This window comes from Streptomyces sp. NPDC002602 (genome assembly GCF_042889445.1).
Classification (GTDB): Bacteria; Actinomycetota; Actinomycetes; order Streptomycetales; family Streptomycetaceae; genus Streptomyces.
Window position 1 is genome coordinate 120,396 of record NZ_JBIAQX010000011.1, and the last position, 23,382, is coordinate 143,777.

Consider the following 23,382-nt stretch of genomic DNA (forward strand, 5'->3'; position numbering starts at 1 on the left):
CACGGACGACCGGTACACGGACGACCGGTACACGGACGACCGGTACACGGACGACCGGTACACGGCCCCGCGGTACACGGACGACAAGAGGGAGGGCCCCCGGCCGCATCCGGCCGGGGGCCCTCCCCTTTTCTCTACAGTTCCCGCGCGGGCGGTCAGCGGGGTTCGGGTCCGCCGATCAGACCGGGGGGAAAGCTGAACCCGCCGGTCCTGCCGCCGTTGGCGCCCCCGTTCGTGCCGCCCGGGTTGCCGCCGGTGGCGCCGGCGGCCGTCTGGCCGCCGGGCCGACCGTCGCCGGGCTTGTTGTCACCGCCGGGCCGGTTCGGCTTGCCGGGTCGGTTCGGCGTGGCGGGCGGGTTCGGCTTGTTGCCGCGCGGGCCGCCGGCCGGGGAGGCGGTCTCCGGGATGGAGACCGTGGAGAAGCTCAGCGACTCGCGGCCCGAGAGGGCGCCGGAGACCGCCTGCTTCCAGATCGGGCCGGGCAGGCCACCGCCGTAGACCTTGTCGTAGTACTCGCCGCCGATGGAGATGTTCTCCATCTGTACCTGCTTGGCCCCGCCCGATCCGACCCAGGTCGCGCCGGACATGTTGGGGGTGTAGCCGACGAACCAGGCGTTCCAGCGGTTCTCGGTGGTACCGGTCTTGCCCGCGCTCTGCCGGTCGGTGAGACCCGCGGCGGCACCGGTACCGCCGGTGTCGACCACGCCGAGCAGCAGCGTGTTGATGGTGTCGGCGGTCTTCTCCGACATCACGCGCTCGCACTTCGACTTCGGCACGGCGAGTGCCTTGCCGTGCGAGTCGGTGATCGACTCGATGGCGACCGAGGTGCAGTGGACGCCGCGGTTGGCGAAGGTCGCGTACGCGTTGGCCATGGTCAGCGGCGACATGCCCTCGGTGCCGAGCGCGATGGCCGGGACCTCGGGAAGCTTGGTGCCGTCGGCCGGCTTCACGCCGAGCTTGCCAGTCATCTCGGTGATCGGGCAGAGCCCGGCCTCGGAGATCATCTCCACGAAGTAGGTGTTGATGGACTTGGCCATCGCCTCCTTCATGCCGTAGGGGCCGACCTCGCTCTCCGACTCGTTCTCCACCTTGGACTTGTCGGTGTTGACCCAGGGCTTGTCGCCACAGGTCTGCACCGGGCTCGGGTACTCCATCTCGTAGGGCGAGGCGTACATCTTGGTCGGCGGGACGCCGCCCTCGATGGCCGCCGCCGCCACGAACGGCTTGAACGTCGAGCCGGTCGGGAAGCCGAAGTTGGAGCCGCCCAGCCGCTTGTCGACCGAGAAGTTGATCTGGGTCTCGTTCTTGCCGAAGCCGTACGGCTTCGACTGGCCCATGCCGAGGACCCGACCGGTGCCGGGCTGGACGAGCGTCACGGCCGTCGCGACCTTGTCCTCCTGGTCGACGTGGTCCTTGATCGACTCGTTGACCGAGTCCTGTGACTGCGGGTCCAGCGTCGTACGGACCGTCAGGCCGCCCTGGTTCCAGACCTTCGCCCGCTCCGCGCGCGTCTTGCCGAAGACCGGGTCGGTCAGGAAGCTGTTGCGGACGTAGTCACAGAAGAAGCCCGCGCCCTTGACGGCGGTGATGCAGCCGTTCTTGGGCCGGGTCACCTTCAGGGTGACGGGCTTCAGCTTCGCCTGGTCCGCCTCCGCCTGTGAGACGTCCTTCATGTCGGCCATCCGCTGGAGGACGACGTTGCGGCGCTTCATCGCCTCCGTCGAGTCGTTCACCGGGTCGAACCGGGTCGGCGACTGCACGACGCCGGCCAGCAGCGCGGACTGCTCCAGGGTGAGGTCCTTGGCCGGCTTGCTGAAGTACCGCTGGGCGGCCGACTCGATTCCGTAGGCCTGCTGCCCGAAGTACGTGATGTTCAGGTAGTTCTCGAGGATCTTCTTCTTGCCGAGTTCCTCTTCGACCTGAATCGCGTACTTCAGCTCGCGGATCTTGCGCCCGAGGCTCTTCTCCTGGGCCTCGCGCACCTTCGTCTCGTCGTCGCCGGCCTCCTCGACGAACACGTTCTTCACGTACTGCTGGGTAAGGGTGGAGGCGCCCTGTGCGGCGCCGCCTTCCTGTGCGTTGCGGTTGACCGCGCGCAGGATGCCCTTGAGGTCGACCGCGCCGTGTTCGTAGAAACGCGAGTCCTCGATCGCGACGATCGCCTTCTGCATGTACGGCGAGACGACCGTCAGGGGTACCACCTGACGGTCGCGTGAATAGACGGTGGCGATCAGGCCACCCTCAGCGTCCAAAATCGTGGTGCGCTGGCTCAACGGAGGTGTCTTGAGATTGGCCGGGATCTCATCGAAACCCTCGACCGTTCCCTTGGCCGCGAGACCCAGGGCGCCGGCGCCCGGGATCGCGATTCCGGCCAGTACGACTCCGGAGAGGACAGACACACCGAGGAACTTGGCGGCCTGCTGTGGCCCCGTGAGCCCGCCGCCCGAGCGCTTCTTTCCCATGGAGGGCAGCCTACGTTCTCATTCGCCGGACACGCGCGAATGCCTTGGCCTAAGCTGTCCCCAACTGTCACAGCAGTGCGGCGTGACATCAACCCTTCGGCTTGAATTTCACCCTTCCCGAATGGGGTGGACAGATGTCCGAATCCCGCCGTTCGCTCTGATGGTCTGCCGCCGATTTCACCCAGATCGCCGGAATGGTCGGGCATGTCGTGCGATCACTCCGTCGGGTGATCTGCCGCTTACCCATAGTCCGTTCGGACCATTCAAGATTGGGCCCGACGGGGGTGTTGCACTGTGTCCACCTTCCGTAACGTCCTCAACTGGCAGCGGTGAATATGCCGCTACCGCCGTGGGGGAGCCTCGATTCGGGAGAGGACGGCGCCGGGATGGGCTGGGTTACCGACTGGAGTGCGCAGGCAGCCTGCCGCACTACCGATCCGGATGAACTGTTCGTTCAAGGAGCGGCACAGAACAGGGCCAAGGCGGTGTGCACCGGATGTCCGGTGCGGACCGAGTGCCTGGCCGACGCGCTCGACAATCGTGTCGAGTTCGGAGTATGGGGTGGAATGACCGAGCGGGAACGACGCGCACTGTTGCGCCGACGTCCCACCGTCACCTCGTGGCGACGGTTGCTCGAAACCGCCCGTATGGAATACGAGCGCAGTACGGGCATCCTCACCGGGGATGTCGACGCGGAGATCGACGTTCCGTACGAGACGTACGCGGCTGCCGGGTAGATCACCCGGGCGGTCCCGCGTACGGACTCCCCTCGGGGAGTCGCGTACGAAACGCCTATGCTCCGGCCGGAACCCCGGCCGCGAGCCGCTCTCCGATGGCCCGCAGCCCGGCGAGGTCGTGTACATCGCCGGGCAGGGCGGCCACTTCGGCCACCGCCACCTCGGGGTGCAGCGAGGTGAAACGATCGTGCGTGCGTCGTTCGCGCGCGATCACCTGCATCCGTTCGGCGTGCAGGCGCAGCAGCCCTGCGGCGATCGCGTCCACGTCGGCGTCGTCATCGTCGTTGACGTCGTCATGGTTGTCGGGCGTGACGGCGTTGTCGGGTGTGACGGCGGCGTCCCTGTCGATGCCGTGCCGGTTCGAGCCGTGCCGGTTCGAATCGTGCGGGTGCGAATCGTCCCGGTCCGTGCCGTCCTGGTGCGTCGTGGGTCGGTCCGTGCCGTGCTCGTCGGTCGTGCGCTGATCGTGCCCGGTCGTGCCGTGCTCGGTCGTGCCGGCGCTGGGGGAGCCGGTTTCGGGAGCCCCCGAGCCGGGGGCCGCGGCCTCCGCGGCCGCTTCACGAAGTCCAGCTTTCCCGGACTCCTGATCGACAATGCCACCGTCTTCAAGATTCTCCGCGGCGGCCAACGCCCGCTCCGCGGACAGCCGGTCGGCGCCGCTCACGTGCACCCGGTTCAGTACCAGGCCGGCCAGCGGCATGCGGTCCGCCGCCAGCCGTTCCACGAAGTACGCGGCCTCGCGCAGGGCGTCGGGTTCGGGCGCGGCGACCACGAGGAAGGCCGTACCGGGGGCTTGGAGGAGCCGGAAGGTGGCGTCCGCGCGGGTGCGGAAACCGCCGAACATCGTGTCCATCGCGGCCACGAAGGTCTGTACGTCCTTGAGGAGCGAGGCACCCATCAGCTTGCTCAGCGTGCCCGTCATCATCGACATGCCGACATTCAAGAACTTCATCCCGGCCCGGCCGCCGACCTTCGCCGGAGCCATCAGCACCCGAATGAACTTCCCGTCCAGGAAGGACCCCAGGCGCTTCGGCGCGTCCAGGAAGTCCAGCGCGGACCGGCTCGGCGGGGTGTCGACGACGATCAGGTCCCAGTCGTCCTTGGCCCGCAGTTGGCCCAACTTCTCCATCGCCATGTACTCCTGCGTGCCGGCGAACCCGGCCGACAGGGACTGGTAGAAGGGGTTCGCCAGGATGGCTTGGGCCCGCTCGCCGTCCGCGTGCGACTCGACGATCTCGTCGAAGGTCCGCTTCATGTCCAGCATCATGGCGTGCAGTTCGCCGCCGTCCCCGTCACCACCGTCGTCGCCGGCGCCCACGCCCTTGACGCGGCGCGGGGTGTTGTCCAGCGAGTCGATGCCCATCGACTGGGCCAGCCTGCGCGCCGGGTCGATGGTGAGCACGACGACCTTCCGGCCGCGCTCCGCCGCCCGCACGCCCAGCGCCGCGGCCGTGGTGGTCTTGCCGACCCCGCCCGCGCCGCAGCACACGATGATCCGGGTCTTCGGATCGTCCAGCAGCGCGTCGACCGCCAGTCGCGGCGGCGTGTTCATGCCCGTGCTCGCGCCCATGGCCTCGCTCATTCGTCGCCCGCCTGCTTCCGCAGCTCCGTCGCCAGCTCGTAGAGCCCAGCCAGGTCCATCCCCCCGCCGAGCAGGGGGAGTTCGTACGTCGGCACGGGCAGCCCCTCCAGCACGGTGCGCTGCTCGCGCTCCAGCTCCACCCGGCTCGCGTGCTCGGCGGCCTGTGCGAGCAGCGGGTCCACCAGTCGCTCGGCCAGTCCGCCGCGCCTCGCGCCGCCCAGGCCGGCCCGGGACAAGGCCTTCGCCACGTCGGCCCGGTGCTCGCCGGCCGCCGCGCGCAGGGTGTCCTCGTCCAGGTGGTGCGGCCGGACCATGTTCACGACGACCCGGCCGACGGGGAGGCCCGCCGCGACCAGTTCGGCGATGCCGTCCGCGGTCTCCTGGACGGGCATCTCCTCCAGGAGGGTGACCAGGTGGACCGCCGTGTCGGATGACTTGAGCACCTTCATGACGGCCTGCGCCTGGTTGTGGATCGGCCCGAACCGGGCCAGACCCGCCACCTCGTCGTTGACGTTCAGGAAGCGGGTGATGCGCCCGGTCGGCGGGGCGTCCATGATCACGTGGTCGTAGACGAACCGTCCGGCCTTGTCCTTGCGCCGGACCGCTTCGCAGGCCTTGCCCGTCAGCAGGACGTCCCGCAGGCCCGGCGCGATGGTCGTCGCGAAGTCGATCGCGCCCAGCTTCTTCAGGGCGCGGCCGGCAGAACCGAGCTTGTAGAACATCTGGAGGTAGTCCAGCAGCGCGCGTTCGGCGTCGATGGCGAGCGCGTACACCTCGCCACCGCCCCTGCCGGGTGCGACCGCGATCTTCCGCTCCTCGTACGGGAGCGCCTCCGCGCCGAAGAGCTGCGCGATGCCTTGCCTGCCCTCGACCTCCACGAGAAGAGTCCGCCTGCCCTCGCGTGCGAGGGCGAGCGCGAGTGCCGCGGCGACCGTGGTCTTGCCGGTGCCGCCCTTGCCGCTGACCACCTGGAGCCTGCTCACAGCGTCCGAGCCTAATTCCTCCGGCCCGCGGGCGGGGGTGCCGGGTGGCCTCGTGGACGCGTTCGCGCCGTGAGGTCCGTTACGGCCGGGCCCCGAGCCGAGCGCCGAACCGGGTGCGAGCCGGGTGCCGAGCCCGGCCCCGAACCGGGCGCCGAGCCGGGCCCGCAGGGCTCGCGGGGCCCGCGGCGGGGCCGCGCGGGCCGGCGCGTTCGACCCCGATGGCACCGGCTCGACGGGAGCCGGGCGCGGGACCCGGAGTTCCCGGTCGGGCATCGCAACGGACCGGTCGTCCCGGGCGTCCTCCTGGACGTCACCACCACACACCTTGATCACTCGTTGGAGTGGTGGCGCGAGCCCGCCCGCACGGTGGTCCCTCGATGCGCCCGAGCCCTCCGGGTTCCGTGCACCGACGTCCGGAGTGAGCGTGCCGCGCGGCCCGCACCTGCTCGTGACCAGCGCGAACACCTGCGATCCCGGGGAGGGAACACCTTGATCTACTGCGGAATCGACTGGGCGGACAGGACCCACGACATCGCCCTCGTCGATGCCGACGGCCGGTTCCTGGCCGCACGCCGCATCACCGACGACGTGGCCGGTTACCAGCGCCTGCTCCACCTGCTCGCCGAGTACGGGGACACCCGGGACGCCCCGATCCCGGTCGCCATCGAGACCTCCCGGGGCCTGCTCGTCGCCGTTCTGCGGACCGGCGCGCGGCAGGTGTTCACCATCGATCCGGCGGCAGCCGCCCGTCACCGCACCCGACACACGGTCGCCCACGAGAAGTCAGACCACGGCGACGCCCTGGTGCTGGCGCACATCCTGCGCACCGACATGCACACCCTCGAACCGCTGCCGACGGACTCCGAGTCGGCCCGCGCCGTCACCGTCCTCGCCCGCGCACAGCAGGACGCGACCTGGCACCGCCAGCAGATCTCCCACCAGCTCCGGTCCCTGCTGCGCGAGTACTACCCCGCCGCCCTGGCCGCGGCCGCGCACGGCCCGAACGGCATCTTCCGGCCCGAGGCGCGCGAACTCCTCAAGGCGGCCCCGACCCCGGCCAGGGCCGCCCGGCTGACCCGGACCCAGATCACCGCGGCCCTCAAACGAGCCGGTCGCAGGCGGGGGATCGAAGCCGAGGTGGAGCGGCTCCGCGCCGTCTTCCGCGCCCCGTGGGCCCAGCAGCCGCCGCTGGTCGAGGAGGCCCTCGGCCGCCAGACGCTCGCCCTCCTGCTCCAGTTGGCGGCCGCGTGCACGGCCGCCGACGACCTCGCCCAGGCCCTGGCCAAGGCCGTCGCCCTGCAGGCGGACGCTCCGGACGCCCCCGACGGGGCGGGCGGGGCGGGTGTGGCGCCAGGGACGTCGGCGCCCGTGCCCCGGCCGGCCGGCCGGTAGTCGCGACGGACGGGCGAGGGGGGTGGGACCACGCGCGTTCCGGGGCGCGCGTGAGCCCCGCGCGACAGGCACTACCCTCGCTCCCATGACCAAGAAGTTCGAATACGCGACCGTCCCGCTGCTGGTCCACGCCACCAAGCAGATCCTGGACACCTGGGGCGAGGACGGCTGGGAGCTCGTCCAGGTCGTGCCCGGGCCGAACAACCCCGAGCAGCTCGTGGCCTACCTGAAGCGGGAGAAGTCGGCATGAGCGGGATCGTCGACGCGAGGCTGGCCGAGCTCGGCCTGATCCTGCCCGAGGTCGTTCCGCCGCTGGCCACGTACCAGCCGGCCGTCCGATCGGGTGTGTACGTGTACACAGCGGGCCAGCTCCCGATGGTCAAGGGCAGCCTGCCGGTCACCGGCAAGGTCGGCGCCGAGGTCTCGGCGGAGCAGGCCAAGGAACTGGCCGCCACGTGCGCGCTGAACGCCCTGGCCGCGGTCAAGTCGGTGGTCGGCGACCTCGACAAGATCGCGCGCGTCGTGAAGGTCGTCGGTTTCATCGCCTCGGCGCCCGACTTCACCGCCCAGCCGGGCGTGCTGAACGGTGCGAGCGAGCTGCTGGGCGCCGTCCTCGGCGACAAGGGCGTGCACGCCCGCAGCGCCGTCGGTGTGGCGGTCCTGCCGCTGGACGCGCCGGTCGAGGTCGAGATCCAGGTCGAGCTCACCCCCGACGCCTGATCCCTCCGGGTGGCGGGGTTCCGCGATGGAGCCCCGCCCACCCGCCTGCCGACCCCGAGGCCGCGGGCACGGGCGGCTCTCGAACATCGGGCCGGATCCCCGTAGCATCCCGCCATGCCGAACGGTGAGCACGGACAGCAGACCACCCCCACCGGCCCCGCCCCCGCCGGAGGCCAGTGGTACCCGCCCGAGTGGCCCGACCGCATCCGCGCGCTCGCGGACGGCGCCCTCACGCCCGTGGCGCCCAAACGCGCGGCCACGGTCATGCTGCTGCGGGACACCGACGGCGGCCCCGCCGTGCACATGCTCCGCCGCCGCACCTCGATGGCCTTCGCGGGCGGCGCGTACGCCTACCCCGGAGGCGGGGTCGACCCCCGCGACGAGGAGCACCTCGTCGGCTGGGCCGGGCCGAGCCTCGCGGACTGGTCGGCGCGGCTGGGCACGGACCCCCGTACCGCCCAGGCGATCGTCTGCGGCGCGGTACGGGAGACGTTCGAGGAGGCCGGCGTCCTGCTGGCGGGCGAGACCCCGGACAGCGTCGTCGGCGACACCACGGCCGACGACTGGGAGGCCGACCGGCTGGCCCTGGTGGCCCGCGAGCTGTCCTTCGCCGAGTTCCTCGACCGCAGGGGCCTTCTCCTGCGGTCCGACCTGCTCGGCGCGTGGGCCCGCTGGATCACCCCGGAGTTCGAGCCCCGCCGCTACGACACCTGGTTCTTCGTCGCCGCGCTCCCCGAGGGCCAGCGCACCCGCAACGCCTCGACCGAGGCCGACCGGACCGTCTGGATCCGGCCCGTCGACGCCGCCGCCGGCTACGACGAGGGCGAGCTGCTCATGATGCCGCCGACGATCTCCACCCTGCGCTCCCTGGAGCCGTACGACAGCCCCGCGCACGCCCTCGCGGCCGCCGCGGGCCAGGACCTGACCCCGGTGCTCGCGCAGGCCACCCTGGAGAACGGCGAGCTGGTGCTCAGCTGGCCCGGCCACGACGAGTTCACCAAGCGCGTCCGACCCGGAAACCCCGGAGGAGCCACCGCATGACCGACGCCGCCGCACTGCCCGGCCAGCCCCGCGGAATGGTCGTCTCCGGCCCCGCGACCGCCCGGGCGGTCAACATCCTGGCCCCCAACCCGTCCGCCATGACCCTGGACGGCACCAACACCTGGCTCGTCTGCGAACCGGACTCCGACCTCGCCGTCGTCGTCGACCCCGGGCCGCTGGACGAGGCGCACCTGAAGGCCGTCGTCGCCGTCGCCGAGCAGGCCGGCAAGCGGGTCGCGCTGACCCTGCTCACCCACGGCCACCCCGACCACGCCGAGGGCGCGGGCCGGTTCGCGGAGCTGACCGGCACGAAGGTGCGGGCGCTCGACCCCGCGCTGCGCCTGGGCGACGAGGGGCTCGCCGCCGGGGACGTGATCCGGGTCGGTGGCCTGGAACTGCGCGTGGTCCCGACCCCGGGCCACACCTCGGACTCGCTCTGCTTCCACCTGCCCGCCGACCGTGCCGTCCTGACCGGCGACACCGTCCTGGGCCGGGGCACGACCGTCGTCGCGCACCCCGACGGCCGGCTCGGCGACTACCTGGACTCCCTGCGCCGGCTGCGCTCGCTCACCGTCGACGACGGGGTCCACACCGTGCTCCCCGGCCACGGTCCGGTGCTGGACGACGCGCAGGGCGCGGTGGAGTTCTACCTGGCGCACCGGGCGCACCGCCTCGCGCAGGTCGAGACGGCCGTGGAGAACGGTTTCCGCACTCCCGAGGCGGTCGTGGCCCGGGTCTACGCGGACGTGGACCGGTCCCTGTGGCCCGCCGCGGAATGGTCCGTTCGAGCGCAGCTGGAGTACCTTCGGGAACACGGACTGATCTTTGGGGGATCCGAATGAACCCGCTGTTCCTGTCGCTCGCCCTGATCGCCGCGGCCGGGTGGGTCATCTCGACGGTCACGCTGCGGATGAAGGCCCTCGAACGTCGGGCCGACGGCTTGGAGCGCCGTCTGGGCCTGGTCCTGGACCACTTCGGGATCGAGGAGCCGGAGCCGGCCGGACTGGACGAGGTACGGGCCCTGGTGCGCGAGGGCCGGCAGGTCGAGGCGATCCGCGTCCACCGGCGCGTCACCGGCTCCGGTCTGCTGGAGGCCAAGCAGGCGGTCGAGGCCCTCTCCGATCAGCCGGCCTGACGCGCACCGATCAGCCTGCCGCCCGCCCGCCGGCCTGACGCGCACCGATCGCCCTGCCGCCCGCCCGCCGACGCCCACCGATCAGCCGGTGGGACGCGGTGTCCTCGTCCCGTGCCGGGCGGTGTACTCGTCCGCGAGCCACGGTCCCAGGTCGTCGACGTAGGTCCACAGGACCCCCGGTTCGCCGACCGGTTCCAGCGCCACCGCCGCCGCGGCCCGCATCTGCGCCGCGCGCCCCGGGTAGTAGCGGCCGAAGATCTCCGCGGACTCCGTGAGGTCGCTGGTCCAGCCACCCCAGCGGGGCATGACCAGCATGAGGCCGGTCCGCACCAGATGGCGGGCGAAGGAGCGGCTCAGCCGCCGGTACTCCTCCGGGGTCGAGGCCTCCCGGATCCTGGACCGCCAGCCGGGGAGCAGGCCCGCCAGCCCGCCGTTGGTCTCCCGGGCGATGACCCCGTCCGGCCGGTAGCGGGGCAGGTGCTCGGCCAGGTCGGCGCCGAGCAGCGGGGTGCACAGGCAGGCGAGGAACCAGCCCAGGTCGTACCGTTCCGGCTCGCTCAGCAGGGTGTCCTTGCCGTACAGCAGGACACCGACCCCGTCGATCTGCGGGAAGTCCTCGTCGAGCCCCCGGCCGAGCACCTCGGCGGTGTCGCGGTCCTCGTCGCCGGGTTCCCGGTGCAGGGCGAGCAGCAGGTCGAGGTCGGAGCGCCCGGGCCGGGCCGTCCCGCGCGGCACGGACCCGTACAGGTAGGCGCTGTGCAGCCGCGGGCCGTACGCCTCGGGGATCCGCTCGCGCGCGGCCGCGACGACCGGCGCGAACTCCGCCCGGACCCGGCTGAGCGATCCCTCGCGCACGAAACAGCCGTACGTGTCGAGCCCCTTGTGTTCCCCGCCTCCGTGCTCCATGTGATCCACTCTGCCGGACCCCCGGCCGGCGGGTCGACACCGGCCCCGCCGTCAGCGGCCCGGGTACGGGCGGCGCAACGGCGTGGAGGGGCCCCGCCCGACCGGGCAGGACCCCTCCACCGAGGAAACCTCGTGCGTCAGCGCGAGCGCTTGGCCAGTCGCTCGACGTCGAGCAGGATCACCGCGCGTGCCTCCAGGCGCAGCCAGCCGCGTCCCGCGAAGTCGGCCAGAGCCTTGTTCACGGTCTCGCGCGACGCGCCGACGAGCTGTGCCAGCTCCTCCTGCGTGAGGTCGTGCACGACGTGGATGCCCTCTTCGGACTGCACGCCGAAGCGGCGCGACAGGTCGAGGAGCGCCCGGGCGACACGCCCCGGCACATCGGAGAAGACCAGGTCGGACATCTGGTCGTTGGTCTTGCGCAGGCGCCGGGCGACGGCGCGCAGCAGTGCCGTGGCCACCTCGGGCCGGGCGTTCAGCCACGGCTGGAGGTCACCGTGCCCCAGGCCAAGCAGCTTGACCTCGGTCAGGGCGGTGGCCGTGGCGGTGCGCGGGCCCGGGTCGAACAGCGACAGCTCGCCGATCAGCTCACCGGGGCCGAGGACGGCCAGCATGTTCTCGCGGCCGTCGGGGGAGGTGCGGTGCAGCTTCACCTTGCCCTCGGTGACGACATAGAGCCGGTCACCGGGGTCGCCCTCGTGGAACAGGGCGTCACCGCGCGCGAGGGTCACCTCGCCCATGGAGGCGCGGAGCTCCGCGGCCTGCTCGTCATCGAGCGCCGCGAAGAGCGGGGCACGCCGCAGTACGTCGTCCACGAGTCTCTCTCCTATGTCGACCGGCTCAGGGGACCGTCTTCCCCCATTTTGCCGGACGGCTCAAACAGTGCGATCAATCACGTTCCTCACAAGGATGCCGGACGTACGGGTGTGCTGTGCGGCGAGAGACCAATCAGGGTGGTGTTACCTGAGGTCCGGACGGGTGTCGGCGGCCGGCCTTAGGCTGGCCGGGTGTCCAATAAGCCGGTGAGAGCACAGGCCAAGGGGTCCGCGGCAGTGACCGAGACCCAGAATTCAGCCGTGGGCGAACATGCCCCCATGAAGGTGTCCCCGAAGGCCCCGCCGCGCCCCCAGGGCAAAGCTTCGGCCAAGAAACCGGAAGCCCCGAAGAAGCCGCCGAAGGCTCCGCGACCGGAATCGCACCTCGCCATGGTCCGCCGGGCCCGGCGCATCAACCGGGAACTGGCCGAGGTCTACCCGTACGCCCACCCGGAGCTCGACTTCCGCGACCCGTTCGAGCTGCTGGTCGCCACCGTCCTGTCGGCGCAGACCACCGACCTGCGGGTGAACCAGACGACCCCGGCCCTCTTCGCCGCCTACCCGACCCCCGAGGACATGGCCGCGGCGGCCCCCGAGGACCTGGAGGAGCTGATCAGGCCGACCGGGTTCTTCCGGGCGAAGTCACGCTCGCTCCTCGGCCTCTCGCAGGCCCTGCGCGACAACTTCGGCGGCGAGGTCCCGTCCCGGATCGAGGACCTCGTGACGCTGCCCGGCGTGGGCCGCAAGACGGCCAACGTGGTCCTCGGCAACGTCTTCGGCGTCCCCGGGATCACCGTCGACACCCACTTCGGCCGGCTCGTCCGCCGCTGGAAGTGGACCGAACAGGAAGACCCGGAGAAGGTCGAGGCGGAGATCTGCGCGATCTTCCCCAAGAGCGAGTGGACGATGCTGTCCCACCGCGTCGTCTTCCACGGGCGCCGGATCTGCCACTCCCGCAAGCCCGCCTGCGGGGCCTGCCCCATCGCGCCCCTCTGCCCGGCGTACGGAGAGGGCGAAACGGACCCCGAGAAGGCGAAGAAGCTGCTGAAGTACGAGAAGGGCGGCCAACCGGGGCAGCGGCTGAGCCCGCCGCCGGACTACCCGGGTCTCCCGGCGCCTCCCCTGGGCGTCGCCGCGCCCTGAGAGCACGGCAGTGCGGCAGTAGGGCCCGGGCCCCGCACGGCGGCCCGCGGTGGAACCAATCCGGCCTCGGGGCGCGTTGTGTCGAGTGTCGCCGGTGCCGGCAACGGCAGGGAGCAGGGTCGCCTATGACGCGGGGTACGAAGGACGAGAGCGTGACGGGCGCGCCCCCGGCCGGGCCCGTGGAGCCGTACGCCGACCCGCGCGGCGACGTCACCGTCAGCACCCGGGGCCTGCCCGGGTGGCTGGACCCGGTCGTCGAGGCCGTGCGCACGGTCCGACCCGAGCAGTTGAGCCGCTTCCTGCCCCCCGAGGACGGGCGAGGACGCCAGTCGGCCGTCCTGATCCTCTTCGGCGAGGGGCCGCGCGGCCCGGAACTGCTGCTCCAGGAGCGTGCGAGCAGCCTCCGCTCGCACGCGGGACAGCCGTCCTTCCCGGGCGGCGCCCTCGACCCCGAGGACGGCGATCCGCACACCACCGGACCATTGCGCGCGGCCCTGCGCGAGGCCGAGGAGGAGACCGGGCTGGATCCCGCGGGGGTCCAGCTCTTCGGCGTGCTGCCTCGCCTCTACATCCCCGTCAGCCAGTTCGTGGTCTCCCCGGTGCTGGGCTGGTGGCGCGATCCCAGCCCGATCCGCGTGGTCGACCCGGCGGAGACGGCTCGGGTGTTCACGGTTCCCGTGGCGGATCTCACGGACCCCGAGCACCGGGTGACCGTGGTCCACGCCCGCGGCTTCAAAGGCCCCGCTTTCACCGTCGAATCGGCTCTGGTCTGGGGTTTTACCGCCGGAGTGATCGACCGGATCCTGCATTTCGCGGGGTGGGAGCGTCCGTGGGACCGCTCACGTCAGGTCCCGCTCGACTGGCGCGCGTGAGACGGTGACCCACGTGAACGTGCTGGACATCCTGTTGTTGGTCGCCGCCGTGTGGTTCGCGATCGTCGGCTACCGCCAAGGCTTCGTCGTCGGCATCCTGTCGGTGATCGGCTTCCTCGGCGGCGGTCTCATCGCCGTGTCCCTGTTGCCCCTGGTCTGGGACCAGGTGACCGACAGCGGCAGCCAGGCGTCCACCACCGTCGTGGTCGTCGCCGTCGTCGTCATCATCGTCTTCGCCTCGATCGGGCAGGCCTTCACCACCCATCTGGGCAACAAGCTGAGACGCCACATCACGTGGTCGCCGGCCCGCGCGCTCGACGCGACGGGCGGCGCGCTGGTCAACGTCGTCGCGATGCTGCTGGTGGCCTGGTTGATCGGATCCTTGATCGTCCAGGCCGCGTTGCCCACCACGGTGGGCAAGGAGGTCCGCAACTCCAGGGTGCTCATCGGGGTGTCGGAGGTGCTGCCCGCGCAGGCGAACACCCTGTTCTCGGACTTCAGGTCCACCCTGGCCCGCAACGGCTTCCCGCAGGTGTTCAGCCCGTTCTCCAACGAACCCATCACCGAGGTGAAGCCGCCCGATCCGGCGCTGTCCAACAGCGTGGTCCCCGCGCGGGCCAAGCGTTCGATAGTGAAGGTCGTCGGGACCGCGCCCAGTTGCAGCAAGGTGCTGGAAGGCACCGGCTTCGTCTTCGCGCCGGGCAAGGTGATGACCAACGCGCACGTCGTCGGCGGCGTCCGCGAGCCCACCGTGCAGATCGGTGGCGAGGGCAAGCTCTACGACGGCAAGGTCGTGCTCTACGACTGGGAACGCGACATCGCCGTGCTCGACGTGCCCAAACTGAAGGCGCCGGCGTTGGAGTTCATCGAGAAGGACGCGACGAGCGGCAGTGACGCGATCGTCGCCGGCTTCCCGGAGAACGGCGCCTACGACGTCCGTCCCGCGCGCGTCCGCGGCCGCATCAACGCCAACGGCCCGGACATCTACCACCGGGGCACCGTGCGACGCGATGTCTACTCGCTGTACGCGACCGTCCGCCAGGGCAACTCCGGCGGCCCGCTGCTGACGCCCGACGGCCGGGTGTACGGGGTCGTCTTCGCGAAGTCGCTGGACGACCCCAACACCGGCTACGCCCTGACCGCGGACGAGGTCCGCGACGACGTCAGGATCGGCAGGAACTCCGTGCGACCGGTCGACAGCCAGGGCTGCGCCCTCTGAGTCGAACCGACGGCGAGGGTGCCCGTACGTCCCATTCCGGGGGTACGGGCACTCGTGCGCCGGGGCCCGGATGCACGGGCCCGTACGTCATCCCCGCACTTCGGGGCTCCTACATCCGAGGATGCCGCAGGCGTGCCGACACCCAGCGGGCGCGGCGACGCAGGATGCGCGGAATACCGAGTCGGGGGTCGTGGCCGTCCCGGCCCGCCCTCTCGTGGGTGCCCGGCTCATCGGCCGAGCGGCGTTCGTGTGCGGTGTCACCGTAGTCGTGCGTCCAGCTCATACTTCGAGCTGTGCCCGGGCCCCAAGGTCGGTAATCCCGTCCGGAGCGGCCAATTGGCCTATGCGCGCGGCAATTGAAAGTTCGTCATACAAGCGTACGGCCGGGGTGTCGGGCGGTCAGGTGCCGCTCAGCGGTCCGGCTCGGGGTCCTTCAGCCAGTTCACCAGCTCGGTCGTGAACGCCGCCGGATCCTCCTCGTGGGGGAAGTGCCCGAGTCCGTCGAACAGCCGCCACCGGTACGGGGCTTCGACGTACTCCCCGGAACCCGCCGCGCTGCGCGTACGCATCACCGGGTCGAGCGAGCCGTGCATGTGCAGCGTCGGCACCCGCACCGGTCGCTTCATGCGCCGGTTGAACTGGAGCCCGTCGGGCCGGGCCATGGAACGCATCATCCAGCGGTACGGCTCGATCGAGCAGTGCGCGGTGGACGGGATGCACATCGCCCGCCGGTACACGGCCAGTTCCTCCTCCGCGGGCGGCACGGGCCCCGACCAGTCCCGGATCAGTTGTCCCACGAGCGCCCCGTCGTCCGCGACGAGCTGCCGCTCGGGGATGAACGGCCTCTGGAATCCCCAGATGTGGGAGCTCGCGCGGGTCTGCCCGAAGTCGGCGAGCATCGCGGAGCGCCAGCGCCTCGGATGCGGCATCGACGAGACCACCAGTCGGCGCACCAGCTTGGGCCGCATCACGGCCGCCGTCCAGGCGAGGTAGCCGCCCAGGTCGTGCCCGACGAGCGCGGCGTCCGGCTCCCCCAGGGATCGGATGACCCCGGTGACGTCGAGCGCCAGGTTCGCCGGGTCGTAACCGCGCGGGGTGCGGTCGCTGCCGCCCACCCCGCGCAAATCCATCGCGACGGCGCGGTAACCGGCGTCGGCGAGCGCGGTCATCTGGTGTCGCCACGTCCACCAGAACTGCGGGAAGCCGTGCAGGAGCAGCACCAGGGGACCGTCACCGAGTTCGGCCACGTGGAACCGCGCACCATTGGCCGCGACGTCCCGGTGCGTGACCGTCCTCCCGCCCGGGATGTCGATCCGTGCCGCGGAGGCGGCGGTGGGCGGGGCGGAGAAGTCGGGCGAGGGGGCGGTCATGAGGACGAGCGTGCCACACCCACAGCGTTGTCACTCACCGCGCGCGGGTGGGGCTTGACGGTCGCGACGACCGCCGCGGTCTGCTTGACGGAGGCGATCGACTTCTCCGGCGGCTTGACCTTCTTGAACTTCGACACGGCCAGCAGCGCGAGCAGGCCCGCGAGCAGCAGGAACGCGACGCCGACGATGAGGAAGGACCATGCGAGACCGAGCCCGAGGTTGTGGATCCCGTACGCGGCGGCGAAGCTCAGCACCGGCAGCGAGAAGAGCGCGAACACTCCCGCGATCGAAATGGCGGCGCTGCCGACACCCGCGCGCTTGACGTCCTGGCGCAGCTCCGCCTTCGCGAGGGCGATCTCGTCGTGCACCAGGGCGGACATCTCGGCGGTGGCCGACGCGACCAGCTGACCCAGCGTGCGCTCGGCTCCTTGCGGCCCTTGGTCCACTGCGCTCATCGCTCTCTCCCTAAGTCGTCCTTCGGCGACGGCTGTCCTCCGTCACTCAGATCATGCCGGACGGTCGCCGTCGGTGCGGCCCCCGGTGTCCGCTTCCGTTGCGCCGGTCGTGGCGGACGCCGTTCCCGGGGTAGCCGCGGCCTCGGCCCTGCGGCGGTGTTCCGCGGCCTTCTCCTCGTGGATCCGAGCCATGCGCAGGTGGTACCCGGGGTCGTCCTGCTCGTAGATGTCGGGGATTCCGTCGAGGTCCTCGTCACGATCCTCCGCCTCGGCGAGCGCCCGGTACCTGCGGTCGCGCATCTTCAGCATCACGCTCGCGATGATCGCGGCGATCAGCGAGCCGATCAGGACGGCGGCCTTGACCTCGTCCATGAGGGTGGCGTCGTCGGCGAAGGCGAGTTCGCCGATCAGCAGGGAGACCGTGAAACCGATGCCGGCGAGCGAGGCCACGGCGAGCACGTCCGGCCAGGCCAGGTCCTCGTTGAGCTCCGCCTTGGTGAAGCGCGCGGCCAGCCAGGTGCCGCCGAAGATGCCCACCGTCTTGCCGACGACCAGGCCGAGGACCACACCGAGGGTCTCGGGTCGGGTGAAGACCTGCGCGATGGCCTCGTCGGAGAGGGACACGCCCGCGGAGAACAAGGCGAAGAGGGGGACGGCCAGCGCCGCGGAGAGCGGGCGGACGAGGTGCTCGATGTGTTCGCCGGGGGACTGCTCCTCGCCTTCCTCGCGGTGGCAGCGGAGCATCAGGCCCATGGCGACGCCGGCGATGGTGGAGTGGACCCCGCTGTTGTACATCAGACCCCAGATGACCAGGGCGAGCGGGACGTACACGTACCAGCCGCGGACGCGCTTGCGGAGCAGGAACCAGAAGAGGACCAGGCCCACGAGGGCGCCGCCGAGCGCCAGGAAGTCGATGTCGCTGGTGAAGAACACCGCGATGATCAGGATGGCGAACAGGTCGTCCACGACCGCGAGGGTCAGCAGGAACGCGCGCAGGGCGGACGGCAGCGAGGTGCCGATGACCGCGAGGACGGCGAGGGCGAAGGCGATGTCGGTGGCGGTCGGGACGGCCCAGCCGCTGATCGAGCCGTCGCCCAGGACATTGACGAGTACGTAGACCAGCGCGGGCACGGCCATGCCGCAGAGGGCGGCGATCACCGGGAGGGCGGCGGCCTTGGCGTCGCGCAGGTCGCCCGCGACGAGTTCGCGTTTGAGCTCGATGCCCGCGACGAAGAAGAAGACGGCCAGCAAGCCGTCGGCCGCCCAGTGCTGGATCGAGAGGTCCAGTCCCAGGGAGGCGGGGCCGAGGTGGAAGGACCGGACGCTGTCGTAGCTGTTGGAGATGGCCGGGATGTTCGCCCACACGAGCGCGACGATCGCGGCCAGCAGGAGCAGTACACCGCCGACGGTCTCCGTGCGCAGGGCATCGGCGACGAAGCGGCGCTCGGGCAGTGAGAGTCGGCCGAGCAGCTTGCGGCTCTTGTCGTCGGTGGGGCGGGGCGCGGCCACGTGAAGGACACCTCCGGGGTGGGTTGGACGGCATGGCGAAGCACATTGCCGACCAGACTTCCCGGCGCACCCTGTGGAGTACTTGTTTACGTTTCTCGTACTTTACAGGCGGTACGCAAGGTCATATCCGGTGATCGTCGGGTGATCATCACTTTAAGTGCGAAAGGGGCATCCGGCGCGGCGCGCCGAATGCCCCTTCCCGCCGTGTCGTGCGGCCGACTCAGTCCTCGCTGCCCGCGGCGGGCAGCTTGTTCTGGATCAGGTCCATGACCGAGGAATCCGCGAGCGTGGTGACGTCACCGACCGCCCGGTTCTCCGCCACGTCGCGCAGCAGCCGTCGCATGATCTTGCCTGAGCGGGTCTTCGGCAGTTCCTGCACCGGCAGGATCCGCTTCGGCTTGGCGATCGGGCCGAGCGTGGCGCCCACGTGGTTGCGCAGCTCGGCGACCAGGGTCTCCGTCTCCGAGGCGCTCCCGCGCAGGATGACGAAGGCCACGATGGCCTGGCCGGTGGTCTCGTCGTTCGCGCCGACGACCGCCGCCTCGGCCACGGACGGGTGCGAGACCAGCGCGGACTCGACCTCGGTCGTCGAGATGTTGTGGCCGGACACCAGCATCACGTCGTCCACCCGGCCGAGCAGCCAGATGTCGCCGTCGTCGTCCTTCTTGGCTCCGTCACCCGCGAAGTACTTGCCCGCGAAGCGCGACCAGTACGTGTCGATGAAGCGCTGGTCGTCACCCCAGATGGTGCGCAGCATCGACGGCCACGGCTCGGTGAGCACCAGGTAGCCGCCCCCGCCGTTCGGGACCTCGTTCGCCTCGTCGTCCACGACGGTGGCGGAGATGCCGGGCAGCGCGCGCTGGGCCGAACCGGGCTTGGTCGAGGTGACGCCCGGCAGCGGCGAGATCATCATCGCGCCGGTCTCGGTCTGCCACCAGGTGTCCACGATCGGGCAGCGGTCGCCGCCGATGTGCTTGCGGTACCAGATCCAGGCCTCGGGGTTGATCGGCTCGCCGACCGAGCCCAGTACCCGCAGGCTCGACAGGTCGAACTTCGCGGGGATGTCGTCGCCCCACTTCATGAACGTGCGGATCGCCGTGGGCGCCGTGTAGAGGATGGTGACGCCGTACTTCTGCACGACCTCCCAGAAGCGGCCCTGGTGCGGGGTGTCCGGGGTGCCCTCGTACATGACCTGGGTGGCACCGTTGGCGAGCGGCCCGTAGACGATGTACGAGTGCCCGGTGACCCAGCCGATGTCGGCGGTGCACCAGAAGACGTCGCTCTCCGGCTTCAGGTCGAACACCGCGTGGTGGGTGTACGCGGCCTGCGTCAGGTAGCCGCCCGAGGTGTGCAGGATGCCCTTCGGCTTACCCGTGGTCCCCGAGGTGTAGAGGATGAACAGCGGGTGCTCGGCGTCGAAGGCCTGCGGGGTGTGCTCGGCGGACTGGCGCCCGACGATCTCGTGCCACCAGACGTCGCGACCCTCGGTGAAGGCGGTGTCCTGGCCGGTGCGCCGCACCACGAGAACGTGCTTGACCTGCGGACACTTACCGACGGCCTCGTCGATGGCGGGCTTGAGGGCGCTGGGCTTGCCACGGCGGTAGCCGCCGTCGGCGGTGATGACCAACTTGGCGTCGGCGTCCTGGATGCGGGAGGCGACGGCGTCGGCGGAGAAACCGCCGAAGACCACCGAGTGCGCCGCGCCGACGCGGGCGCACGCCAGCATCGCGACGACGGCCTCGGGGATCATCGGGAGGTAGACGGCGACACGGTCGCCGGCGACGACACCCAGCTCGGTCAGGGCGTTGGCGGCCTTGGAGACCTCGTCCTTGAGCTGCGCGTAGGTGATCGACCGGCTGTCGCCGGGCTCACCCTCGAAGTGGAGGGCGACGCGGTCGCCGTTGCCGGCCTCGACGTGTCGGTCCACGCAGTTGTACGCGACGTTCAGCTTGCCGTCCGCGAACCACTTGGCGAAGGGCGGGTTGCTCCAGTCGAGCGTCTCGGTCGGCTCGGTGTCCCAGGTCAGCCGCCGGGCCTGCTCGGCCCAGAAGCCCAGCCGGTCCGCATCGGCCTGTGCATACGCAGCCTCGGTCACATTGGCGGCGGCGGCCAGATCGGCGGGCGGTGCGAACCGCCGCTCCTCTTTGAGCAGATTGGCCAGGCTTTCATTGCTCACGACATCTCCCTTTCCCAGGGTGTCCGTTGTGTCCCCGGGCATAGCTCATCAGTCGGCGGCCCGGGTGACAAGGGGTAGCCGGAAATTGGTTTAGACCTATATCACGGCCGGACCCACGTGCAAGTGGCCCCTTCTCGCCTCAGGGTGCGAGAAGGGGCCACTCCGTGGCACGGATATCGGAGGGTATCGGTTCAGCCGGATACATGATCCGGGGCGGGGTGCGCGGGGGGTTCAGGCGTGCTGGCCGACGCTGTCGAAGACGCGGCAGTCGAAGAAGTCCTCGCCCTCCGAGAGGAGGTACGCCTGTGCCTCGCCCACGTGGAAGTACATCCCGTGCAGCTCCAGCGTGCCCTCGGCGAGCCGGCGGGCGACCGATTCGTGCGCCCGCAGGTGCTCCAACTGCTGCACCACATTGGTCAGGCACAGCTGTTCCACGGCGTCGGCCGGGAGTCGGCCCGCGATCCGGGCCCACGCGTGATGACGGCTGGCCATCCGCTCCAGGCTGGGCAGGCCGTGCCGCAACCAGCGGCGCAGCGGGGTCATGGGGGCCCCGGGGTGGGAGTTCAGCAGGGCTTGCATGGCCCCGCAGCCCGAGTGGCCGCACACCGTGATGCTGTCCACCTGGAGCACGTCCACGGCGTACTCGATCGCCGCGGCGACCGAATCGTCCGTGGACTCGGCGCCCGGCAACGGCACCAGGTTGCCGACGTTGCGCACGGTGAACAGGTCTCCGGGGCCGCTGGCCGTGATCATGCTGGTCACCAGCCGGGAGTCCGCGCAGGTGAGGAAGAGCTGCGAGGGGCGCTGCCCCTCGCGCGCCAGTCGGGCCAGTTCATCACGGACGTGGGGGGCGGTGTCCCGCTGGAACGCGCTGATGCCGTTGGCCAGCCGGCCCGCTCCACGCCGTCGGGGCTCAACCGCTGAACCGGACTTGGCGGCGCCGGGACTCGTACGCTCCTGCGCGCCGGCGGAGTCGCCCGAGCCGACGTCGGCTCGGTGGTCGCAGTGGTTCTGCCAGGGGGTCCAGGGGCGGCAGCACTGATGGGTCCCGCGCTGGCCCGAGCCGGGGCCCTTGCCCCGGTCCGCCATGCTCCGGTCGGTCTCGGGGGTCCGGTTGTCGGAGCGGCCGGTGATCTCCACCGAACCACCGTGCGCCCGGTGGGAGTCCTGCCAGTCGTGCAGGGTCTCGTAGGCCGCGTGATCCATGAACGAGCCGTCCAGCTCGATCACCGCGCGCCGGTCGTGGGGGATCTGGTTCAACACCCGACTCAACCGGGGCACCGCGAGGAAGGTCAACTGGCCGCGTGCCCACACGCGGTGGACGCCGTCGATCACCTCCACCGTGATCCGGGTCCGCGCGAGACGGTGCAGGGCCAGGCCGACGGCCACCGCCACGCCGACGGCGACCCCCTCCAGCACCCCACCGAGCACCACGGCCACGATCGTCGTCGCGTAGACCAGCGCTTCACGGTGCCGGGTGACGGTCCGCAGATGCGTGATGCTGACCATCTGCACGCCCACCGCCATCACCAGGGCGGCCAGCGCGGCGAGCGGGATCAGATCGAGGACCGGGACGAGCAGCGCGGCCGCGATCAGCACCCAGAGGCCGTGCATCATCGAGGAATTGCGGCTGGTGGCACCGGACTTGACGTTGGCGACGCTACGGACGGCCACGCCCGTGACGGGCAGCCCGCCCAGCGCTCCGGAGACCATGTTCGCCGCGCCCTGCCCGCGCAGTTCACGGTTGAGGTCGACGCGCGGCGGACGGTTGTCCGCGCCCCGCTCGGAGGCGATCAGCTTGTCGGTGGCGACGGCGGACAGCAGGGACTCCACGCTGCCGACCAGCGTGATGGTCAGTACCGCGGCGATGAGTCCGAGGACCGGGCCCTCGGGCAGTTCGGGCAGCGCGTGGCTGCGCCAGGACGGCAGGTCCACCCGGGGCAGGCTGAGTCCGGCCAGGGCGGCGAACGCGGTGGCCGTGGCGACGGCCGCGAGCGCGGCGGGAACCTTGCGCAGGTTCCGGCCGATCCGGCCCGGCAGCCGCGGCCAACCGAGCAGGACGACCAGGGTGAGCGCGCTGATGCCCAGAGCGACCGGATGGAGGTCGGCCAACTGGCTCGGCAAACCCTGGACGTTGGCCACGGCGGAGCTCTGCGGGGTGCCGCCGAGGACGATGTGCAGTTGTGCCAGAGCGATGGTCACGCCGATGCCGGCGAGCATGCCGTGCACGATCGCCGGGCTCACCATCAGCGCCGACCGGGCCGTACGCAGGAAGGCGAGCCCGAGTTGGCAACAGCCGGCGAGCACGGTGATGGCACAGGTGGTGCGCCACCCGTAGCGCTGGATCAGTTCGGCGGTGACCACCGTGAGGCCGGCGGCGGGGCCGCTGACCTGGAGCGGCGCGCCCCCGAGCCGTGCGGCGACGATCCCGCCGACGGCCGCGGCCACCAGCCCCGCCTGTAGGGGGGCGCCCGTGGCCAGGGCGATGCCCAGGGAGAGGGGGAGGGCGATCAGGAAGACGGCGATGGAGGCGGAGAGGTCCGCCGGGAAGCTCTTGATGGAAACGGGAGGTGCGGGAGGTGGGGTGGGCGCTGGGGGTGAGAGGGCGGTGCCCGTGGAGTCTTCGGCGGCGCCTTCGGTGGTGGCTGTCATGGGTTCCCGTCTCCTCTGGGGAGGGATGAAGCGGCGGGAGTCTCAACACTCGGTAAATGAACGGTAATGGAGAGTAAAGAGAGGTGGTGGGAAATGGGAGTAAATGGCCTAGGAATTAGCTCCCAGGAGTGATTAAACATTTTGTCCGGCTTGTCACACCTTCCTAAAACCTGACCGCATGGGACGTTGCGGCGCGGAAGTCCTGCGATGGAACTG

At 70.9% G+C, this 23,382-nt stretch carries 19 protein-coding genes and 1 pseudogene; 10 read left to right on the plus strand and 10 right to left on the minus strand.

The genetic code is table 11. The features are described 5' to 3' along the window. Nucleotides 1-155 precede the first annotated feature (155 nt). Entirely contained in the window at nt 156-2,462 is a 2,307-nt protein-coding gene (locus ACFYW3_RS26020) for a transglycosylase domain-containing protein (protein WP_389387491.1), read from the minus strand. 386 nt (nt 2,463-2,848) lie between these two features. Between ACFYW3_RS26020 and ACFYW3_RS26025 the strand changes: the two genes are divergently transcribed. Then, nucleotides 2,849-3,199: a WhiB family transcriptional regulator gene (locus tag ACFYW3_RS26025; RefSeq protein WP_351749486.1), complete on the plus strand. Its 351-nt coding sequence runs from the start codon at nt 2,849-2,851 to the stop codon at nt 3,197-3,199. Between the two features lie 55 nt (nt 3,200-3,254). On the opposite strand, the gene ACFYW3_RS26030 is transcribed toward ACFYW3_RS26025, so the two are convergent. Both ACFYW3_RS26030 and ACFYW3_RS26035 read right to left on the minus strand, forming a co-directional pair. Then, a complete protein-coding gene (locus tag ACFYW3_RS26030) occupies nt 3,255-4,769 on the minus strand; it encodes an ArsA family ATPase (RefSeq protein WP_389387492.1) in 1,515 nt (504 codons plus the stop codon). A gap of 8 nt (nt 4,770-4,777) precedes the next feature. Then, the gene (locus tag ACFYW3_RS26035) at nt 4,778-5,764 is read right to left on the minus strand and encodes an ArsA-related P-loop ATPase (protein WP_351749483.1); all 987 of its coding nucleotides are present in this window, start codon (nt 5,762-5,764) and stop codon (nt 4,778-4,780) included. 489 nt (nt 5,765-6,253) lie between these two features. Here ACFYW3_RS26035 and ACFYW3_RS26040 point away from each other — a divergent pair. The 6 genes and pseudogenes from ACFYW3_RS26040 to ACFYW3_RS26065 form a co-directional block, all read left to right on the plus strand. Beyond that, nucleotides 6,254-7,075: pseudogene (locus tag ACFYW3_RS26040) on the plus strand (IS110 family transposase); the annotation flags it as partial. Between the two features lie 166 nt (nt 7,076-7,241). After that, nucleotides 7,242-7,406 carry a DUF4177 domain-containing protein gene (locus tag ACFYW3_RS26045; RefSeq protein WP_107089134.1) on the plus strand — a complete coding sequence of 55 codons (165 nt, stop codon included), beginning with the start codon at nt 7,242-7,244 and terminating at the stop codon, nt 7,404-7,406. Further along, nucleotides 7,403-7,876, plus strand: a complete 474-nt coding sequence (locus ACFYW3_RS26050; protein ID WP_053676908.1) for a RidA family protein — start codon at nt 7,403-7,405, stop codon at nt 7,874-7,876. The genes ACFYW3_RS26045 and ACFYW3_RS26050 overlap by 4 nt, the downstream gene beginning before the upstream one ends. Nucleotides 7,877-7,990: 114 nt before the next feature. Further along, nucleotides 7,991-8,917, plus strand: coding sequence for an NUDIX hydrolase (locus ACFYW3_RS26055; RefSeq protein WP_389387493.1), 927 nt, complete (start codon nt 7,991-7,993; stop codon nt 8,915-8,917). Further along, the gene (locus ACFYW3_RS26060; RefSeq protein ID WP_351749480.1) at nt 8,914-9,759 is read left to right on the plus strand and encodes an MBL fold metallo-hydrolase; all 846 of its coding nucleotides are present in this window, start codon (nt 8,914-8,916) and stop codon (nt 9,757-9,759) included. Before ACFYW3_RS26055 ends, ACFYW3_RS26060 begins: the two co-directional genes overlap by 4 nt. Then, nucleotides 9,756-10,052, plus strand: a complete 297-nt coding sequence (locus ACFYW3_RS26065; protein ID WP_389387494.1) for a hypothetical protein — start codon at nt 9,756-9,758, stop codon at nt 10,050-10,052. Before ACFYW3_RS26060 ends, ACFYW3_RS26065 begins: the two co-directional genes overlap by 4 nt. An 81-nt stretch (nt 10,053-10,133) precedes the next feature. Here the strand turns inward: ACFYW3_RS26065 and ACFYW3_RS26070 are convergent, their stop codons facing one another. Together ACFYW3_RS26070 and ACFYW3_RS26075 are read right to left on the minus strand one after the other, a co-directional pair. Then, nucleotides 10,134-10,958, minus strand: coding sequence for a nucleotidyltransferase domain-containing protein (locus ACFYW3_RS26070; RefSeq protein WP_351749476.1), 825 nt, complete (start codon nt 10,956-10,958; stop codon nt 10,134-10,136). Between the two features lie 137 nt (nt 10,959-11,095). Next, nucleotides 11,096-11,770, minus strand: coding sequence for a Crp/Fnr family transcriptional regulator (locus ACFYW3_RS26075; RefSeq protein ID WP_003981529.1), 675 nt, complete (start codon nt 11,768-11,770; stop codon nt 11,096-11,098). A gap of 279 nt (nt 11,771-12,049) precedes the next feature. Here ACFYW3_RS26075 and nth point away from each other — a divergent pair, with 279 nt between their 5' ends. From nth to ACFYW3_RS26090, 3 genes are all read left to right on the plus strand, one after another. Continuing rightward, nucleotides 12,050-12,913 (plus strand): endonuclease III, encoded by an 864-nt coding sequence (gene nth / locus ACFYW3_RS26080; protein WP_389387495.1) that lies wholly within the window; start codon nt 12,050-12,052, stop codon nt 12,911-12,913. Between the two features lie 125 nt (nt 12,914-13,038). Then, nucleotides 13,039-13,785 (plus strand): CoA pyrophosphatase, encoded by a 747-nt coding sequence (locus ACFYW3_RS26085; protein ID WP_078998660.1) that lies wholly within the window; start codon nt 13,039-13,041, stop codon nt 13,783-13,785. Nucleotides 13,786-13,798: 13 nt separating this feature from the next. Continuing rightward, nucleotides 13,799-15,004 (plus strand): MarP family serine protease, encoded by a 1,206-nt coding sequence (locus tag ACFYW3_RS26090; protein WP_389387496.1) that lies wholly within the window; start codon nt 13,799-13,801, stop codon nt 15,002-15,004. A gap of 410 nt (nt 15,005-15,414) precedes the next feature. Here the strand turns inward: ACFYW3_RS26090 and ACFYW3_RS26095 are convergent, their stop codons facing one another. The 5 genes from ACFYW3_RS26095 to ACFYW3_RS26115 form a co-directional block, all read right to left on the minus strand. Further along, the gene (locus ACFYW3_RS26095; RefSeq protein WP_351749473.1) at nt 15,415-16,374 is read right to left on the minus strand and encodes an alpha/beta hydrolase; all 960 of its coding nucleotides are present in this window, start codon (nt 16,372-16,374) and stop codon (nt 15,415-15,417) included. Further along, entirely contained in the window at nt 16,371-16,829 is a 459-nt protein-coding gene (locus tag ACFYW3_RS26100) for a phage holin family protein (RefSeq protein WP_053676901.1), read from the minus strand. Before ACFYW3_RS26100 ends, ACFYW3_RS26095 begins: the two co-directional genes overlap by 4 nt. Nucleotides 16,830-16,880: 51 nt before the next feature. After that, nucleotides 16,881-18,338 carry a Na+/H+ antiporter NhaA gene (gene nhaA / locus ACFYW3_RS26105; protein WP_389387497.1) on the minus strand — a complete coding sequence of 486 codons (1,458 nt, stop codon included), beginning with the start codon at nt 18,336-18,338 and terminating at the stop codon, nt 16,881-16,883. A 220-nt stretch (nt 18,339-18,558) separates the two neighbouring features. Then, the gene (acs, locus tag ACFYW3_RS26110; RefSeq protein ID WP_389387498.1) at nt 18,559-20,556 is read right to left on the minus strand and encodes an acetate--CoA ligase; all 1,998 of its coding nucleotides are present in this window, start codon (nt 20,554-20,556) and stop codon (nt 18,559-18,561) included. Nucleotides 20,557-20,745: 189 nt separating this feature from the next. Further along, nucleotides 20,746-23,166: a SulP family inorganic anion transporter gene (locus ACFYW3_RS26115; RefSeq protein ID WP_389387499.1), complete on the minus strand. Its 2,421-nt coding sequence runs from the start codon at nt 23,164-23,166 to the stop codon at nt 20,746-20,748. Nucleotides 23,167-23,382 lie beyond the last annotated feature (216 nt).